Annotated in this window: 13 protein-coding genes; 6 read left to right on the plus strand and 7 right to left on the minus strand. The window is 46.4% G+C overall.

The window, feature by feature from the left end:
* Positions 1-33: 33 nt before the first annotated feature.
* Positions 34-774 (minus strand): hypothetical protein, encoded by a 741-nt coding sequence (locus LZG74_RS15700; protein WP_233797490.1) that lies wholly within the window; start codon positions 772-774, stop codon positions 34-36.
* Between the two features lie 212 nt (positions 775-986).
* Between LZG74_RS15700 and LZG74_RS15705 the strand changes: the two genes are divergently transcribed.
* Entirely contained in the window at positions 987-1,241 is a 255-nt protein-coding gene (locus tag LZG74_RS15705; protein WP_233797491.1) for a YrdB family protein, read from the plus strand.
* A 1-nt stretch (position 1,242) separates the two neighbouring features.
* Here LZG74_RS15705 and LZG74_RS15710 read toward each other — a convergent pair whose 3' ends face one another.
* Positions 1,243-4,209, minus strand: coding sequence for an FAD-binding and (Fe-S)-binding domain-containing protein (locus LZG74_RS15710; RefSeq protein ID WP_233797492.1), 2,967 nt, complete (start codon positions 4,207-4,209; stop codon positions 1,243-1,245).
* 123 nt (positions 4,210-4,332) lie between these two features.
* Here LZG74_RS15710 and LZG74_RS15715 point away from each other — a divergent pair, with 123 nt between their 5' ends.
* Positions 4,333-5,790: a hypothetical protein gene (locus tag LZG74_RS15715; RefSeq protein WP_233797493.1), complete on the plus strand. Its 1,458-nt coding sequence runs from the start codon at positions 4,333-4,335 to the stop codon at positions 5,788-5,790.
* A gap of 368 nt (positions 5,791-6,158) precedes the next feature.
* Here the strand turns inward: LZG74_RS15715 and LZG74_RS15720 are convergent, their stop codons facing one another.
* Together LZG74_RS15720 and LZG74_RS15725 are read right to left on the minus strand one after the other, a co-directional pair.
* The gene (locus LZG74_RS15720; RefSeq protein WP_233797494.1) at positions 6,159-7,421 is read right to left on the minus strand and encodes a HAMP domain-containing sensor histidine kinase; all 1,263 of its coding nucleotides are present in this window, start codon (positions 7,419-7,421) and stop codon (positions 6,159-6,161) included.
* Positions 7,418-8,095, minus strand: coding sequence for a response regulator transcription factor (locus tag LZG74_RS15725; RefSeq protein ID WP_233797495.1), 678 nt, complete (start codon positions 8,093-8,095; stop codon positions 7,418-7,420). The genes LZG74_RS15720 and LZG74_RS15725 overlap by 4 nt, the downstream gene beginning before the upstream one ends.
* 163 nt (positions 8,096-8,258) lie before the next feature.
* Here LZG74_RS15725 and LZG74_RS15730 point away from each other — a divergent pair, with 163 nt between their 5' ends.
* Positions 8,259-9,674 carry a TolC family protein gene (locus LZG74_RS15730; protein WP_233797496.1) on the plus strand — a complete coding sequence of 472 codons (1,416 nt, stop codon included), beginning with the start codon at positions 8,259-8,261 and terminating at the stop codon, positions 9,672-9,674.
* A gap of 14 nt (positions 9,675-9,688) precedes the next feature.
* Positions 9,689-14,047, plus strand: a complete 4,359-nt coding sequence (locus LZG74_RS15735; RefSeq protein WP_233797497.1) for an efflux RND transporter permease subunit — start codon at positions 9,689-9,691, stop codon at positions 14,045-14,047.
* A gap of 51 nt (positions 14,048-14,098) precedes the next feature.
* On the opposite strand, the gene LZG74_RS15740 is transcribed toward LZG74_RS15735, so the two are convergent.
* Together LZG74_RS15740 and LZG74_RS15745 are read right to left on the minus strand one after the other, a co-directional pair.
* On the minus strand, positions 14,099-14,674 hold the full coding sequence (locus LZG74_RS15740) for a DUF4136 domain-containing protein (RefSeq protein ID WP_233797498.1): 576 nt from the start codon (positions 14,672-14,674) through the stop codon (positions 14,099-14,101).
* 309 nt (positions 14,675-14,983) lie between these two features.
* The gene (locus LZG74_RS15745) at positions 14,984-16,351 is read right to left on the minus strand and encodes a Gfo/Idh/MocA family protein (protein ID WP_233797499.1); all 1,368 of its coding nucleotides are present in this window, start codon (positions 16,349-16,351) and stop codon (positions 14,984-14,986) included.
* A gap of 166 nt (positions 16,352-16,517) precedes the next feature.
* On the opposite strand from LZG74_RS15745, the gene LZG74_RS15750 reads away from it, so the two are divergent.
* Together LZG74_RS15750 and LZG74_RS15755 are read left to right on the plus strand one after the other, a co-directional pair.
* A complete protein-coding gene (locus LZG74_RS15750) occupies positions 16,518-16,961 on the plus strand; it encodes a DUF6934 family protein (protein WP_409014494.1) in 444 nt (147 codons plus the stop codon).
* Positions 16,951-17,100 (plus strand): hypothetical protein, encoded by a 150-nt coding sequence (locus tag LZG74_RS15755; protein WP_233797501.1) that lies wholly within the window; start codon positions 16,951-16,953, stop codon positions 17,098-17,100. The genes LZG74_RS15750 and LZG74_RS15755 overlap by 11 nt, the downstream gene beginning before the upstream one ends.
* 7 nt (positions 17,101-17,107) lie before the next feature.
* Here LZG74_RS15755 and LZG74_RS15760 read toward each other — a convergent pair whose 3' ends face one another.
* Positions 17,108-18,055, minus strand: a complete 948-nt coding sequence (locus tag LZG74_RS15760) for a sugar ABC transporter substrate-binding protein (protein ID WP_233797502.1) — start codon at positions 18,053-18,055, stop codon at positions 17,108-17,110.
* Positions 18,056-18,104 lie beyond the last annotated feature (49 nt).

Below are 18,104 nucleotides of genomic sequence, written 5' to 3' on the forward strand. Positions count from 1 at the left end.
GCAAATATAACAATTCAGATATACGTTAGCGATTTAAAACGCTATCCCAAATCCAGCTCCTACATTCACGACGCCTATAAAGCGTTTTTCGCTGACCTTTTCAGAAAAATCAAATGAACCGCGAACAGCGCGAATGGTAACATCATTGATCTCTGCCTCTGCGCCGATCACATCCGCATTGAGCTGAAAAAACAACGCTCCCGACAACGGCAATCGTAAACTTGCACCGCCGGCAAGCCCGAAAGCAGTAGTCGATGCTTTTTTGAGATTAACCGTAATGGGCTCGCCACCGGTTTCCGATGTTCCGATCAAATCGACGGTTGGAGAATTTGCCCAGATTTTACCCGCTTGTGCATGCAGTTCAAGCTGTACCCTATTCATGTTAATGTACAATGCCGGACCGATCATTAATGCATTCAGCTTCCAGTTTGACACATTACTTTGCCAGGTATATCGCTCATTCAGGAATTGTGCATAGCTATTGGCTTTGTCCAAAATCGGCTGAGAATTTGTCTTATTAATGTTCATGCTTCCCGAAGCACGCAACCCGATCCATCGTGCGACCCTGAAATCATAATTAGCCTGTCCAAAAATGCCGGAACCTGTCAATCCCGCAAACGGATCGTCCAGTTTTTCGCGGGCCAATTCCCCTACCGGTAAGCTATATCCCCCCGAAACTGAGAAAAAACTGCGGGTGTCCTGCGCCCGGCTTTCGATGTTACATAATAGGAAAAGTACAATCAGGGCAGGAAGGTAACTGAGGGATATTTTCATAAATCAGGCTGAGTATTGTAATAAGTTCTTTGTCGAAGTTTCTATTTTTCATCTAAACTAACATCAAACATACCAGTTTTATTACATTTTTAACGAATGACTTTGTTTGGGGAAATTTTATCAACACAATGTTATATAAATGGCTGTAAAATCCATTTTACGCGGGTTGGTACAACTTTGGTACTAACATTTTCAAACTAAATCATTGAACCATGGACAGGCGAGAAACTGATGACCAAGCCAGAGCTACGAAGAATACCAAGAATGTTTGGAAGTGGATATTGGGTGTGGGTATTGTATTAATGGCAATTGCATTTTGGGGTGGATTTTTTAACCACAACGAAAATTTTACCGAAGCTGAAACACCATCGGAGCAAGGCTCTGGCGCCACAGGAGCAGCGGGAGCAGCTGCGGCTGATAGCGTAGCATCGGATACAATCATGGAAAATGTTCGTAAGACCGAGTAAGTCACTTATCGATAAGTGCATCCCATAAAATTTCGGCAGGATGTTGTGAACGACGTCCTGTTCCGTCTTTTATCTGATGCCTGCAGCTGGTTCCGGCAGCGGCCACCAACACATCTTCGGGCTGCTGGCGTACTGTCGGAAACAACACCAGCTCTCCTATCTGCATGGAAACGGCATAATGTTCCTCTTCATAACCGAAGGATCCGGCCATGCCGCAACACCCCGAGGGAATGAGCTGAACATGGTAATTTTCTGGAAGTGACAGTGCTTTTTTAGACGCAGATAACGTGGATAAAGCTTTTTGATGACAATGCCCGTGCAACTTAATCAGTTGCTTTTTTTGTGTAAATACACTTCTATTGAGTCTTTTCGCGTCTATTTCACGGGCAATGAATTCTTCAAAAAGCAATGCATGCTCGGAAATTCTGACAGCATCCGCTCGCTGTTCCGCAGGAACAAGATCGATGTATTCATCCCGGAATGAAAGAATTGCGGACGGCTCGATGCCGATCAGCGGTGTATCGTAAGTGATGAGGTCGTTAAGGTGAGCCACATTTTTAATGGCCAGTTGCTGGGCTTCTTTTACAAATCCTTTTGACAAATAGGAACGGCCGGATTCCTCATGCTTTGGAATAATGACTTCATAACCAATTCTTTCCAGCAACTCAACGGCTTTCTTGCCAACCTCAACATCATTATAATTCGTAAATTCATCACAAAACAAATAGACCTTCCGGGCATTTGAATGTTCTGGTTTTTGTCTTTTTTTCCACCACTTTTCCAATGTCTCCGAATGCAGATGCGGCATGGAACGATCCGGGTGAAAACCGACCATTTTATTAGCTATTTTCCGAAGTGAAGTTGTGCCAAAAACACCATTAAAAGCCCAGGGAGCGATAGAAGCCAGCTTCATCTGTTTAGAGAAATTTGCGATCAGCTTGCTCCGCATAGGAACCCCATGCGTTTCATAATATTGCTGCGTAAATTCCGCCTTCATCTTGCCCACATCCACACTGGAAGGACATTCCGACTTACAGCCTTTGCACGAAAGACAAAGATCCAGCACTTCTTTCACCATTTCCTGGGTAGCGGCGATTGGTGCGCTGCCTGTTTGCTTTTGGCTAACCGGCGTTAAATATTGTCTGAGAATGTTCGCGCGTGCCCGTGTGGTGTCCCGCTCCCGGCGCGTGGCCATGTAACTCGGGCACATGGTTCCGCCCGTAAGCTCTGTTTTTCTGCAATCCCCTGATCCACTGCACTTTTCAGCCAGACGGAGCATTCCTTCCTGTTTGGAAAAATCAAAAATTGTTTTGATTTCGGGCTGCGGTTTGTCCTGCTCATAGCGCAGGAATTCATTCATAGGCGGCGTATCGACGATTTTATTTGCATTAAAAATCCCATCAGGATCCCAGATGCGTTTTACCTGCCGGAACATTTCATAAACTTCACTGCCCATCATATAAGGAATAAATTCACCCCTTAACCGGCCATCGCCATGCTCGCCCGACAGCGAACCATTGTATTTTTTCACCAATGCAGCCGTATCCGCCAGCACTTGCCTGAAAAGCTGCTTACCCGCTTCGGTTTTGAGGTTGATCATCGGCTCCACGTGCAATTCGCCAGCACCGGCATGTGCATAATACGAAGCGTGCAGACCGTGATTTTGTAAAAGGATTTCCAATTCGGCAATGTATTCAGGCAGATCTTCCACCGCCACGGCACAATCTTCGATGAGGTTAACGGGCTGTGTATCACCTGGCAAATTCCGGATTAACCCCAAACCTGCCTTTCTGATGTCCCAGGCCTTGTTTGCCTCTTCTCCAAACAAAAGCGGATAGGCATAACCCAGGTTTTCTGCCTTCAACGCAGTAATCAGATTTGCCGCTTGCAGCTCAACCTCCTGAATATTATTTCCCCAGAACTCAACCAGCAACAATGCGGCCGGATCACCCTGCATGAAGAACCTGTTTTGGGAATAAACCGTGTGATCTTTGGTAAAGTCCATGATGTAGCGGTCCACAAGCTCGGAAGCTTTTGGATCAAATTGCATAGCAACGCGGTTTGCATGCAGTGATTCAGCGAGCGAGTTCGCATGCACGCAAACCACACCGACAGACGCGGGCGGCGCATCTACCAAAGCTAGTTTCGCCTCAGTCACAAAGCACAATGTCCCTTCCGAGCCTGCAATCAGATTGCAGAGATTTATTTCATTTTTTTCAAACCCCCTTACCAATGCATCCAGTGCATAGCCTGAATTTCTGCGTGTTACGGTTGGTTTGGCAAATTGTTTTTTGATCAACTCCTGATCCACCGGATTCGAAACCAATCCCATCATGCCAGCCAGAATGGACTGCTCTCTTTTGCTATTGGCCTTTTTACCTATAACCGTGTTTGTAAATTCCGAAACAGACTGATTATTAAATGTCGTTTCCGAACCATCCGACAGCAATGCTTTTACTTCCAGCAAATGATCCCGCGTAGCGCCCCAGGTGATCGAATGCAAGCCGCAGGAATTATTCCCGATCATTCCCCCGATCATAGCGCGGCTCGCCGTAGAAGTTTCCGGCCCGAAAAGCAGGCCGTATTGGGCTAAATGCTTGTTCAGATCATCCCGGATCACGCCTGGCTGCACGCGAACCCACTTTTCGGCCACATTAACCTCGATGATTTTTCCAAAATGCTTTGAAATGTCAACCACAATCCCGCTTCCCACTACCTGCCCCGCCAGCGATGTGCCGGCAGCACGCGGAATGAGCGTCACTTTATTTTTGGCAGCGAATTCAATCAGTCTGCGAATATCTTCCACCGTTCGCGGGAGCGACACTGCCAGAGGCATTTCCTGATAAACGGAAGCGTCCGTTGCATAGATGGACTTTTGAGCCGCATGCAATGTTGAATTATCAAAATAAAGCTCCCCTTCAAAGCGGGAACGGAGGTCATTGAATTGTAGGATTGAAACGCGGCTCATTCGGAGAATCAGGAATTAAGAAGCTAAGTTAAAAGAAGTACGGGGCAAATGCCGCACGATCTTACGTATATTGGCACACTTTTTACACTTGAAAAGTGACCTCAAAATCTTATTATACACAAAATGAAAAAAGTAACGCTACTGATACTATTATTTACCAGCGTATTGGTAAAAGCCCAAAATACTGCAACTATAACGCTCACTAACCCAAAACAAGCTCCTGTAACCGTAACTTTGGTACAGGAAGATGTTCACTTCCACCCCAATCTGGGCATAGGCCTTGCCGATGTAAAACTGGAACCCGTCGCCTCCACTGATTTCAAAGACAAAACAACCGAAAAAGCCGTCATTCAATTGCCGGAGCCACGCATGATGCGCCTGCAATATGGCGGTGGAAGCATTAACAAAACCTGGATGCTGTTCATCCAGCCAGGCGATGACCTTACCATTGCATTCGCCGATAACGGAGATGTGACTTTCTCCGGAAAGAACGCTAATTATCAGACTTTTCTGAAAAATTATTTCCTTGAAAACCAATTCCAGTATTTGCCGGTATTTGGCTACAAACCGTCGCAGATTGAGAATAAAAGTGTAGTACAACAAAGCGACAGCCTGGAAAAAGCACGCCTGGATGGTTTTGCAAAATTTAAAGCTGCAAATCCCGTTGTGCCTGGTTTTGAGGCTTATGTGTTGGCCACAACGGCTACGGAGCCATCGTTAATGAGACGCCTGATCCAGGAAAAGATCATGCGCGGCAACCGGGTCATGAAGTTGGACGATGCGCAACGCAAAGAGCTTGAAGAAGTTACGTTGGCCGATTTCAAAATCATGTCAGACGAAGCATTGCTAAGCCAGTCGTATCGCGATGAACTTCGCAACTGGGCTTTGATCCCGTCTACAAGGAAATTCCCGTTGGCGTCTGAATCCAGATATGAAATCAGCCCGGAAGCATTGAAAGATGTTTACGCTTTTAGTAAGGAAAAACTGGCTGCCTATCCTAAACAGAAAGAATATCTGCTCACATACTGGCTTAATTACGCTGCCACGGCTATTCCGGGCATTGAAACCAGCAAAGCACTTTTGGAAGATTACAAAACAACATTCCCGCAATCCCCGAATGCCGAATATATAGCGAAGCTGATTGCAACAAAAGAAACATTGCAACCCGGCGCAGCATTGGCAGATATTACATTGCTGAATGTGGATAGCACGGCTGTAACGGTTTCGTCACTTACCGGAAAGCCCGTATGCATGGTATTTTCGTTCAGTATCGGCCAGCACGAGCCAGGTATGAAGGCGTTGGAAGATAAGTTGGGCGATAAAGCAACATTCGTTTATGTATCAGTCGCTCCCGGCATTCCGTTCGGCACCTGGAAGCAATATGCAAAGGACAGGCCGAATGCAAAGCATCTTTGGGCTTCGGATGAGAACATTGAAATTTTGAAGGAGAAATATGCGATCGATATCCGCTATCCCTTTCTGGTAACAGATGCATCCGGAAAAATCGTTAACCGCTGGATCCCGCAGGAATTTCCTGACAATAAAATGTTAACAGCCGAACTGGAAAAAGCATCCAGGTAACTGGAACAGAAGCAAAAAATAGAACGTATCAGCAAATCCCGGAGGGATGAAATATTGGTAGCATAAAAAATAGGCCATATCAGCGAATCCCAGAGGGATGAAATATCGGTAGCAAAGAAAAATGGCCACATCAGCGAATCCCAGAGGGATAAAATATCGGTAGCATAAAAAATATGCCGTATCAACAAATCCCAGAGGGATGAAATATTGGTAGCAACATAAGGTCAATCCAAGATAAAAATCCCGGAGGGATGAAACGCTGTGTAGGCTGTTTCATCCCTCCGGGATTTTCCGTCATTAATGATCATTGTTTTGCTACCGATATGTCATCCCTCCGGGATTTTTTGTCATTAATGATCATTGTTTTGCTACCAAGATTCTATGCGGATTTTGTGGATTGATTCTTGATTTTGATAGGTGATTTTTAAATTATAATTATCACAAATCTGCTTCACTATTGCCAAGCCTAATCCCACCGATTCGCTACCAGAGGATTCCTTTTTGAAGCGGTCAAACAGGCTTTCAGGGTCTGTTTTTAATGCGTTACCGGTGTTGCTTACCTGCAAATGATGGTTTCCTGACGTGATCTCTAATGTTCCGTTCACGTAATTATGCCTGATGGCATTGTTGATCAGGTTAACGATCATGATTTCTGCCAATGCGGGAGACATTAATGTGATAAATTCTCCCTCAGCATCAATATCCACGCGGAGTTGTTTATGTGAAATGATGTCTTCAAAATCGCCGAGTTTCGCTTTTAGCAAATCGGTCAGATTAGTGTTTTCCTGCTCTGTAAACTGCTGATTTTCAATCTTTGCCAATAAAAGCAAGCCTTGGTTAATCCGGGATATTCTGCGGGAAGCGTGGTAAATCTCTTCAATCCAGTAAGTATGATCTTTGTCCAGATCACCCGTTTGGATAAACTGCTCCACGCGTGCATTAATAAGCGCGAGCGGCGTTTGCATCTCGTGGGACGCATTCTCGGTAAATTCTTTGAGGCTCTTGTAATCGTGCTGCATTTTGGAAGCCATTTTTACCATCACATCTTCCAGCTCATTGAACTCCGTAATTTCACTTTTCGGAAGCTCTAACTTTTTACTTTTGGTCCAATCAAAATCCTTAATGTTGGCCAGCGATTCGTAAAACGGTTGCCATATTTTGCCCGAAAGCCGTCGCTGGAAAAAGAACATTCCCACCATCAGCACACCCAGAAAAGCAATCATAATCGCCGAAATAGCCTCAATAAGCTTGTAAGACTGGATCATCGACTTCCTGATCACAACCCGGTGCGGCTCACCGTCTATGGAGGCGTAGAAAGTCAGCTGCCTAAACGGATCAAGGGTTCCTTCATATCGGTTCAGAATCAATGTGTCTTTAAAGATCACCTCGTCAGAAATGCTGCCGCGCGTGGGGCTGACTTCGATTTTATTCTCTACAAAATACGCATCCTCCAACCACTCGTCGTGCTCCTCCACATAAGCCTCAAAATCGCGTTTCTCAACTTTGAGCCGATTTTCCACCTCGTCGTAAATCATATATTTGATACTCCAGAAAAACGCGATGCCCACCGCAATGTAGATGGCCAGCGATGCGAAAAGGTAAATTCTGCTTGTTTTCTGAAGTAATTTCAAGGCGCTGTGAATTTATAACCGATGCCGTAAATGGACTGAATGTAGTCCTTCCCTCCCCTTTCCAAAATCTTTTTCCGGAGGTTTTTGATGTGCGAATAAACCATATCCAGCGAATCATAGGAATCCATATGATCACCCCAGAGATGTTCTGCGATGGATTCCTTGGTCAGGGCCACGTCCGTATTAGCTAAAAAATACAGCAAAAGGTCGTATTCCTTTTTAGACAAAATTGCCTCCTTTTCTCCAATAAAGACCTTTCTGGATTGTAGCTGCACGCGGATTTCTTTCCAGATCATATCATTGTTCCCGCCAAAACTCCGCCTCCTGATCAGCGATTTAACCCTAGCATTTAATTCAGAAAGGTGGAATGGCTTGGTCATGTAATCGTCCGAGCCGATTTCTAGCCCTTTGATCTTGTCTTCCAGCGTGTTACGAGCCGATATGATGATGATGCCGGTTGCTGCTGCTATTTTTTTTAGTGTTTGCACAATGTCAAAGCCGTCGCCGTCGGGCAATGTCAGGTCTACAATCGTGCAATCATATTGGTACAAACTGATTTTCTCATCGGCTTGCCAGAACGTATTGGCTACTTCACAAATAAATCCTTCCCGCGTCAAGTATTCAACAATGCTTTCCGCCAGGCCCTTTTCATCTTCTACTACTAATACTTTCATGGATCGGCTGTAAGATAACGGACAAAGGTAAAATGCGATTCTGGAAAAATTTAGGAGATAATATTTTGTCCTCAAACGGCTTAAAACAGCCATTTCTCCCAAATGTTTCCAGAATTGGCTCCTAGTTTCGCCCCAAAATATTGTTGGATTAACCCGTTATATCATGTTCATTCCTGGTTCAAAAAGGCTTTTTCAAGAAAAGCGCAAAACACCCGGCCTGGTTTTCCTGCTCGCCTTACTGATGTCAAGCGCCATATGCCATGCACAGCAAGTGAATTTACAGGAAATATTGCAGGAAGGCACTCAAAACTATCCTTTCCTGAAATCCAAACAGGCCGAAGTGCGTGGTGCAGAAATGCGTATTAAATCTGTCAAAACGGATTATCTGCCCGCTTTTGTCGTTCAGGACCAGTATACATTTTCGACCAATAACAGTGTTGCAGGCTCATTCTGGGGCAATGAAGGGAGCGTCATTTCTCCTTCGGGCGGCATTCGTCCGGATAACATTTATACGGGCACATTCGGCAGTTTCACCAGCGCACTTGTCGACTGGCGTGTTTTTAATTTTGGAAAGGTTAAGGCCAATGTAAAAACCGCCAAAGCGGAGTTATCACGCAGCCAGGCCGATTATGAAAATGAGATTTTTCAGCATCAGGTCCGGATCGTGGACGCTTATCTGGTGCTGCTCATTAACCAAAAACTGGTGGAAGCGCAGCAGCAAAATCTCGAAAGAGCATTGGTTTTCAAGCAGGTTACGGATGCTGCGGTCGGCTCGGGCATGCGTCCCGGCGTAGACAGTTCACTGGCCAGCGCCGAATTTGCCAAAGCGCAATTATTGTTACTAGAAAGTCAGCGTTCTAAAAAGGCGCAAGCCCTTCGACTGGCGGAACTCACAGGCCAGCTGCGCGACAGCATTCAGGTCGATAGCATGGCCTTTTACTCCCAATTACCCGCCGCCAATTCCGAAACAGACTTTCTCAAAAATCCTGCTCTGCGTTTTTCTCAAAGCCAGATCGACGCTTCCCTTGCCAGGAGCAATGCCGTCCGCAAATCATTTCTTCCATCAATCTCGATTTTAGGATCGGGTTGGGCTCGTGGTTCGGGTGTTTCCAACAAGGATGATTCTTACAAAACGGATTTTGGAAGCGGGGTAAATTACCAGGTTTACAATTATCTGTTTGGCGTTTCCACGCGCTGGAACCTCACCAACATTTTGCGGGTGCGTAATGATTACAAAAACGAACAGTTTCAGGTTGAGCGTTTTAAAGAACTTTATCAAACCCAAAAACTGCAACTCGACCGGCAATCGCGCGATGCGGAAATGCAGTTCCAGCTCGCTTTGGATCAGGCGCGTCTCACACCCGTCCAGCTCAATGCAGCGCAAGGCGCTTTTAATCAGGCACAAGCACGCTACGAAAGCGGCCTAACCGACTTATTTACATTGGCGCAAAGTGTAAATGCGCTTAATCGCGCCGAAGTGGACAAATTCGTCACCAATGGAAACGCCTGGCGCGCACTGCTGATGCAGGCCGCCGCCGCCGGAGACCTGTCCATTTTCCTTAATCAGATCGCCCAATAAATCAATAATTCACTATGTATCAACTCATTCGAACCGCATTGCGGCAGCCTATATCCATTGTGGTGGTGGTGATCGGAATTTTGTTTTTCTCCATTCTCTCCATCCGCAGCATTCCCGTCGATATTTTCCCAAACCTGGATTTGCCAACCATCTACGTAGTGCAGCCTTACGGCGGCATGGCTCCCGACCAGATGGACGGCTTTATCGCCACGCGTTACCAGGATCACTTTCTGTACGTTTCCGGCATCCGGGATGTGGATGTAAAAACGATTCAGGGGCTTTCTCTGATCAAATTATCATTCTATCCGGGCACGGATATGGCGCAGGCGGCGGCGGAAGTTGCCAACAATGTTTCGCGGGCAAAAGCATACATGCCCGAAGGAACCGTTCCTCCGCAAGTCGTGCGTTTTGACGCCAGTTCTGTCCCCATCGGACAAATGGTTTTCGAAAGCTCATCCCGCTCATTGAACGAAATACAGGATTTTGCCTCGTCCCGGGTGCGGCCCATGTTCAGCCGCATTGAAGGCGTTTCCAGCCCGCCGCCATTTGGCGGAAACCAGCGCACGATCGTAATCCGCGTTGATCCTGAACGCATTCGAAGTTATCATTTGACGCCGGAAGAGATCATTAAATCCATTGTCACTAATAACCAACCTTCTCCTGCGGGTAACATCCGCATGGGCGACAAAACATTGATGACGCCGGTCAACTCGCTCATTAAGCAACCCGAGGACTTCCTGAATATTCCCATCCGCATCGGCGCCGGACCGACCGTTTTCGTGCGCGACGTAGGAACCGTAGAAGATGGCGCCGATGTGACGGTAAGTTATGCCTTGATCAATGGCCGCCGCGCGGTCTATATCCCGGTTGTAAAAAAATCGGATGCTTCAACATTGGATGTGGTGAACAACATTCGCGCCGCTTTGCCGCAATTACGCAATGCGGTTCCCGAGGACGTGAAGATTTCCTATGAATTTGACCAATCCGTTTATGTGACCAATTCTCTGAAAAGCTTGATTACCGAAGGGATTTTAGGTGCCTTACTGACGGGTCTGATGGTGCTTTTATTCCTGAGGGACTGGCGGAGTGTGATCATCGTAATTGTCACGATCCCCATCTCGATTTTGTCCGCTGTGATTTTGATGAATCTGTTTAGTCAAACAATCAACATTATGACATTGAGCGGGTTAGCGTTGGCGATCGGTGTATTGGTGGATCAGGCAACGGTGACCATTGAGAACATTCACCAGCACCAGGAAATGGGTAAGCCCAAAGAACAGGCCATTTGGGATGCTTGTAAGGAGATTGCTTTTCCTGAATTCCTCATTCTGTTAGCTATTCTGGCCGTTTTTGCTCCGTCGTTTGTCATGAGCGGCATTCCGAGATCCATGTTTTTGCCGCTTTCGCTCGCAGTTGGTTTTGCGATGATCGCTTCATTTTTGTTATCCCAAACATTGGTTCCGGTCTTGGCCAACTGGCTTTTGAAAGAACACCCGCATCATGAAGCTCCTACATTGGCTCTTGATCAAAAAGAAATTGACGATGTGATCGAAGAAGGTGCGCATCCATCGTTGCCGCCAAAAGGTTTTGAAAAATTCAAATTGAAATACATTGATTTCCTCAGCGGCATCATGCGCAAAGGAAAGCTGGTGGTTCCCGTTTATCTGGTCGGAGCAGTGGCACTGATCGTCGGCGGATTTTTCCTGATCGGGACGGATATCTTACCAAAAGCAAACAGCCATCAATTCCAGATGCGCCTGCGCATTGCAGACGGAACGCGTGTGGAGCGCACCGAGCAGGCGACATTGAAGGTTTTGAATTTAATCAAAACGGAAGTGGGCAAAGAGCATGTGGAGATTTCTTCGGCGTATGTCGGCACTGTTCCTTCCAGCTATGGAACTTCCAACATTTTTGTGTTCAACAGTGGGCCGCACGAGGCCGTTTTGCAGGTTTCGCTGCGGGAAGATTTCCCTGTTAAAATGGATGCATTGAAGGAAAAACTGCGTGAACGCATTGGAAAAGAAATCCCTGCATTGAAAATTTCATTCGAACCCATTGAGCTCGTCGACAAGATCATGAGCCAGGGAGCCTCCACGCCGATCGAGGTCAGCGTTGCAGCGAAAGACGTTGAAGAAGCAGGAAGATTTGCCAAGAAAATTCAAAAGGAAATACAGCATATTGCATTCCTGAGGGACGTTCAAATTGCTCAGCCACTCGAATATCCGGTACTGAATGTGGAAATCAACCGTGAAAGAGCGGGTCAGCTGGGTATAACCTCCACCCAGGTCGCCAGATCCATGGTTGCAGCCACCTCATCCAGCCGTTTTACAGACAAAAATCTGTGGCTGGACGATGCAAAGGGATTGGCTTATCAAGTTCAGGTTCAAATCCCCGAATATCAGATGACCTCTGTTGAAGACATTGGAACAATTCCTTTGAAAACCGGCGTCAGCAACCCCCTATTAGCAGACGTAGCCACTTTTTCAGAAAAAACAGCCCCCGGCGAATACGACCGCGCCGGCCCGAACCGTCTGGTAACGGTTACAGCGAACATTCACAAAAAAGATTTGGGCGCGGCCACAAAAGCAGTGCAAACAGCCATTAAGAATGCGGGAGAGCCTCCGCGTGGTGTTTTGGTTGAACTAAAAGGACAATCTAACCTGCTCACCGAGACATTAGGCAGCTTGCAAGTGGGCCTTGTCATCGCGATTGTGATCATGTTCCTGTTGCTTTCGGCAACTTACCAATCCTTCAAATTATCATTAGTCGTGCTTTCAACGATTCCTGCGGTTGTTGTAGGGTCCATTGGGCTGTTGCTCATCACCGGCGCCACATTGAATCTCCAATCTTATATGGGCTTGATTATGTCTGTCGGCGTCTCCGTGGCGAATGCAATTTTAATGGTGACCAATGCCGAAAACCTGCGTTTGCAGCTCAATGACTCGCATAAGGCAGTGATTTTAGCTGCCGGAAGCAGGATACGGCCCATTCTAATGACCAGTATCGCGATGATCGCCGGAATGATCCCCATGGCCTCCGGCATGGGCGAAGGCGGCGACCAGATTGCACCGCTCGGACAAGCAGTAATCGGCGGACTTATCGCATCTACATTGGCATCGCTGCTCATTCTTCCGGCCGTTTTCACAATGGTCCAGAAAAAAGCATCCATTCAATCATTATCACTCGATCCGGAAGATCCGGAAAGCAATTTTTTCCGCAAAAAACTTCAAACTTCCCTTTCTATGAACACCCTGAAATCGTTTTTAATCATTGGAATGCTGTCTTTTAGCATTATGTCGTGCAGTTCTGAGGCCGAAACGACGGAGCATAAGGAGCAAAAAGCAGAAAAGGAACCAGCGGTGGAAATGGCCGCCGTGCAAAGCTTGAAACCCGCTAAACAACTGACATTACCCGGCGAATTGAAGCCCTGGAACAAGGTTAGCATTCATCCGAAAGTAAAGGGTTTTGTAAAAACGGTTCATGTGGATCGCGGAACAATGGTGCGGAAAGGGCAGATCCTGGCAACGCTCGAAGCGCCGGAAGTGTTGTCGGAACTAAGCCAGGCCAAAGCGCAGCTGCTCGCTTCCGAAGCGGCGTTACACGAAAGTCAGACCAAATTCCAGACCAGTTCCATGACCTATGACCGCCTTTTGCGCACCAACAAAACACAGGGCGCCGTGTCACTCAACGAACTGGATGTTGCCAAAGCACGCTCCATCACCGACAGCTCGGCAGTGGCCATGGCCCTGGGAAATGTGCAGGCCGCCCGCTCCTTCATGGAAACAAAATCGCAACTAGCTAAATATCTGACCGTTGCAGCGCCCTTCGACGGCATCATTACGGAGCGGAACATCAGCCCGGGTGCATTGGTAGGACCAGGCGAAAGCGGCGCAAAACCGTTATTCATCCTGGAAGACAACACAAAATTGCGCTTAACACTGGCGATCCCTGAAAACCTGTCGAACGCAATCCCGTCCAAAGGCGAGATCAACTTCACCGTTTCAGCAAGCCCTGAAAAGCAATACAAAGGCATTTACGCCAGAAGTTCGCGAACATTATCCGAAGAAAACCGCTCGATGATGACCGAATTCGACGTCGATAACCGTTCCAACGAACTGAAAGCCGGCATGTACGCGCAAGTCTCTCTCAACTCCGCCCGCACCACCAACACCCTATTCGTCCCCACCTCCGCCGTAGTCTATTCCAGCGAACAAGTCTTCGTCATCCGCGAAAAAGACAAAAAAGCAGAATGGGTTCCTGTGAAAAGAGGGACCGTGGTGGATTCTCTGGTAGAAGTGTTTGGTGATTTGCATGCAGGGGATGCTATTGTAAAAAAGGCTTCCGAAGAGTTTCGGAATGGGGAGGCTTTATAGAAAAAAAAGCGCAGAGGATGTTCTGCGCTTTTTTTAATCATTTTCTAAAACTTAATTCCTGCTATACGTATCTGACGTAGCCTGCGGGAAGGTCTTCAGAATGTCCGTCATGGTGTTTTTTACCATTGTTTCGCGGTCTTCTTTTTTGGTAGGGGCTTTCACTTTTCCGGATGCCCAGCCTTGCCAAACCATGCGGTCGCTGTTTTTCTGATAAATGTTCAGGATAAAACGGCTTTCCTGATAGTTGTAGGTCGAAATGTTGTTTCCGCCTCCGTACCACCACATATAAGGTGAATACATGTTATTGGAACGCACTTGCTGACGGTCTTTTACGTCCGTCATAAACCTTACAATGATGTCGGGATTTTTGGTGTCCATTTTATATCCTTTGGCCTCCATCACTTCCACAACCGCATCTCCAAGCCTTCTTCTGTTCAATTCACTTCCCAAAAGCGGGTCCGTTTCCATGTTGTGTTCGGCCTCCACTTTAAAGGTTTTAAATTGTTTTAAATTAACAGACGAATCGTAATCGTAACTTGTCTGCAGCGCCTGGCTGCATCCCATCATTAAGAGCCCCGCAACGACCACCGCAGCGGTGGACTTCATCAACTTCACTATGGTTTTCATGTTTGTTTGAACGTTTAGTTATTGTATTAATCTGACAGTCTCCGAGGGCAAAAGTTTAATTGTTCGGATAACAATATCATATAAACTATAAACAAATTCTTTTGGTATATAAGTTTAAAAAAATCATTTTTTCATACTAAAAAAAGTGCCTTAGGAGTGCACAGAAAGCGATGCAAACGTTTGCACAACCTCCCTACTAAACGTAAGACTCGCACGCATTAAAAATGGTTGTAAAACAAAAAAGCGCCCGGGTTGAGCCGGACGCGATGCACTGGGAATTTATAGGGACCACAAACTTTTATTGCAGGGCTAAACTTTCTTATAATCCGGATGCTTGTACGGATCCCGATACGGGCGGGCCAAAAGCGCATTCGCTTCCCTATCCCCTACAATTTCGCGTTTTACCGGATCATAAACAATGGGTCGCCCGGTTTTCATGGAAAGATTTGCGAGAATGCAGCTGGCAGTTGAAATATGTCCCTCTTCAATGTCGGCAACGGGCTTACTGCTGTTGTCGATCGCACTCAAAAAGTCGAGCATATGGAGCCTTGTAGCGGGTGCTGCATTAAGCTCAATGGCCTTTTCCGTCACATCTTCCGGGTATTTCTCTTTTTCAAAAACCACATCTTTATGAATTTTCTCACCTTTGCCGTTGGGAATGAAATCATAGGCCATTGTACTTGCCCATAATGTTCCTTTTTCGCCATATAAAGTGAATGACCACGGATAATCGGGATTATTAGGCGTTCCCCAGGTGCGGTGCTGCCATACGCAATTCAGCTCATCATATTCAAAAATCGCCGATTGCGTATCTGAAATATTGGATTTCCCTTCTTTTTGGACATAAATGCCGCCCGTCGAGCTGATTTTTTTAGGCCAACCTAGTTTGAGCATCCAGCGCACCGTGTCAAACATATGCACGCACATATCTCCCGTAATGCCATTTCCATATTCCATAAATGTCCTCCACCAGCGCACGTGCGGCAGGCCATCATAAGGCCTCAGCGGAGCCGGGCCCGTCCATTTCTCATAATCCAGAAAATCAGGCACAGCCTCCACCGGCGGATTGCCATTATTCCGCATATGGAAATAACAGCACATCTCAACGTGTGAGATTTTACCCAGCAGCCCAGCGTCAACAATGTTCTTTTTCGCGTCGATCAAATGCGGCGTGCTTTTCCGCTGTGTCCCCACCTGAACCACTTTTTTATACTTTCTTGCCGCAGCCACCATCGCCTCCCCCTCCATCACATCTACACTAATCGGCTTCTGCACATACACGTGCGCGCCTGCTTTCACAGCATCGATCATCTGCAACGCATGCCAATGATCCGGCGTGCCGATGAGGACAATGTCCATTTCATTCTCAGCCAGCATTTTCTGGTAATCGGCATAAAGCTTCGGCGTCTTCCCCGATTTCTGCCGCTGACTCACGAGTTTCCCCGCTTCATTCAACTGATTTTTATCCACATCACAAAGCGCCAGCACCTCCACCGGAGCCACCTGAATCAACCGGAATAAATCACTTTTTCCATACCATCCTGTCCCAATAAGCCCCACCCGAAGCGTTTTGGCAGGATTAATAAGATCCATTCCCCTCGCCCCAAATGTAGAAAGCGCCAGCGCCGCTGTAGCACCATGCAAAAAATGTCGGCGATTGATATTGAAGTTATTCATTGATTGAATGGTTGGTTACGGTCTGGTTTAGTTGGGAGTAAAAGGGATTTGGGCAGCCGGTTTACTTTCAGCAAAATTTTTTATTTGAAATGCGTGACCTCCGAAATGCTTCGCCGTATCAAGGGGAAAGTAAATCAGAGAACATGAATTTAGAATATACGAGACTATACCGAGCAAGGACTGTTTAGCGTTCAGATTTGACAGTGTCAGTGAAACGAAGACCGTTGAAAAAATTATTACATTCACTAAAATTTCCCACAGTCTGAATCTTTACAATTTGGCATTTGGCGATTTGAAAAAGGATGCCACTATGGATGATTTAAGTGTTAGCAACAACGCTGATTTACATAAAGTGCTTGCAACTGTCCTTCATAGCATCGTTTTATTTTTCAGAGCATACCCACATTCGTTGCTCTACATAGAAGGGAGTACAGCAGTAAGGACCCGTCTTTACAGAATTGTTATTAATAAAGATTTAAATGAATATCAAAAAGGCTTTGATATATTAGGCATGATGGATACAGACGTTGAGTATTTTACCAAGAACCGTCCCTATACTGCATTTGTTGTAAAACTTAATAATAAACCAATACTTGAGTATGAAAGATGAAGTCAAAGTTGCCCGCCCTTTTTATAAGTCGGAAGAAGAACGCGCCGCTGTTGAAGCCTTTTCACAGAAAAAAGCGGAGCAAGCAAAAAAGAGCTTGGAAAAAGTTGATCTAAGTAAAATTTTGGCGCTGCGATCGTAGTGCTTTGTTACTTTAAATACTGCTCAACGTTCTTTTTATTCACCAACTGAAAAGGAATCAGAACCTCCCTTTCAAACTGTTCCTTCTTAGCAGCCTTCACAGCTATTTCAATGGCTTTACTGCCTTGTTGCTGAGCATTTTGGAAGATTGTAGCGTTCAACGCTCCTTTTTTAACCGATTGCAAAGCGTCAGGAATAGCATCTACGCTAACAACGATTACTTTGTCTTTTAAACCAGCAGCTTCAAGGGCTTTAACAGCTCCCATGCCCATTTCGTCGTTGTGAGCGAAGACGGCGTTTATTTTTGAGCCGTAGGATTGGATCCAGTTTTCCATTAATGACATCGCTTTTGCACGGTCCCATTCGCCGGTCTGTTCGGCGAGAAGCTTCATGCCTGGATTGGCTTTTAGGATTTCTTTTGCGCCATTGTCGCGTTTGAGCTGGGCCGCCTGACCCATGAATCCGTGCATAATCAGCACATTGCCTTTTCCACCCAGTTTTTCTGCCAGATATTTCATGGCTATCCGTGCAGATTCCGTGTCGTCGGAACCGACAAACGCAGTTGGTTTTGCAGATGTTTCCGAGTTGACATTAATAATGGGAATGTTTGCATCCATAGCAAGCTTTACAGCCGGTGAACTGGCTTCCACTTCGCAAGGGTTCATAATGATCGCGTCCACGCCTTGGGCTATAAAACTTTCGACTTGTTCTACTTGCTTCAATGCGGAGCGTTCCGCGTCGACAGTGATGAGTTCAACGCCCAGCGCTTTCGCCCTGGCTTCCATTTCGTCGCTTACATTGACGATGAATTCGTTTTGCATGCTTAGCATGGTTGCGCCGACAACGAGCTTTTTGTCGGAACCACTTTCGCCGCCTTCGATTTTTCCGGATTGGTTGCAGCTCGCAATGGTAAGTGCTAATGCTGCCAGGAGGACGTATTTGGTAGTTTTGATCATTGTATTTTAATTCAAACTAAACCTTCGATTAACTGTAAATACTCGGATT

Origin of the sequence: Dyadobacter sp. CY327 (assembly GCF_021390415.1) — a bacterium.
GTDB lineage: Bacteria > Bacteroidota > Bacteroidia > Cytophagales > Spirosomataceae > Dyadobacter > Dyadobacter chenhuakuii.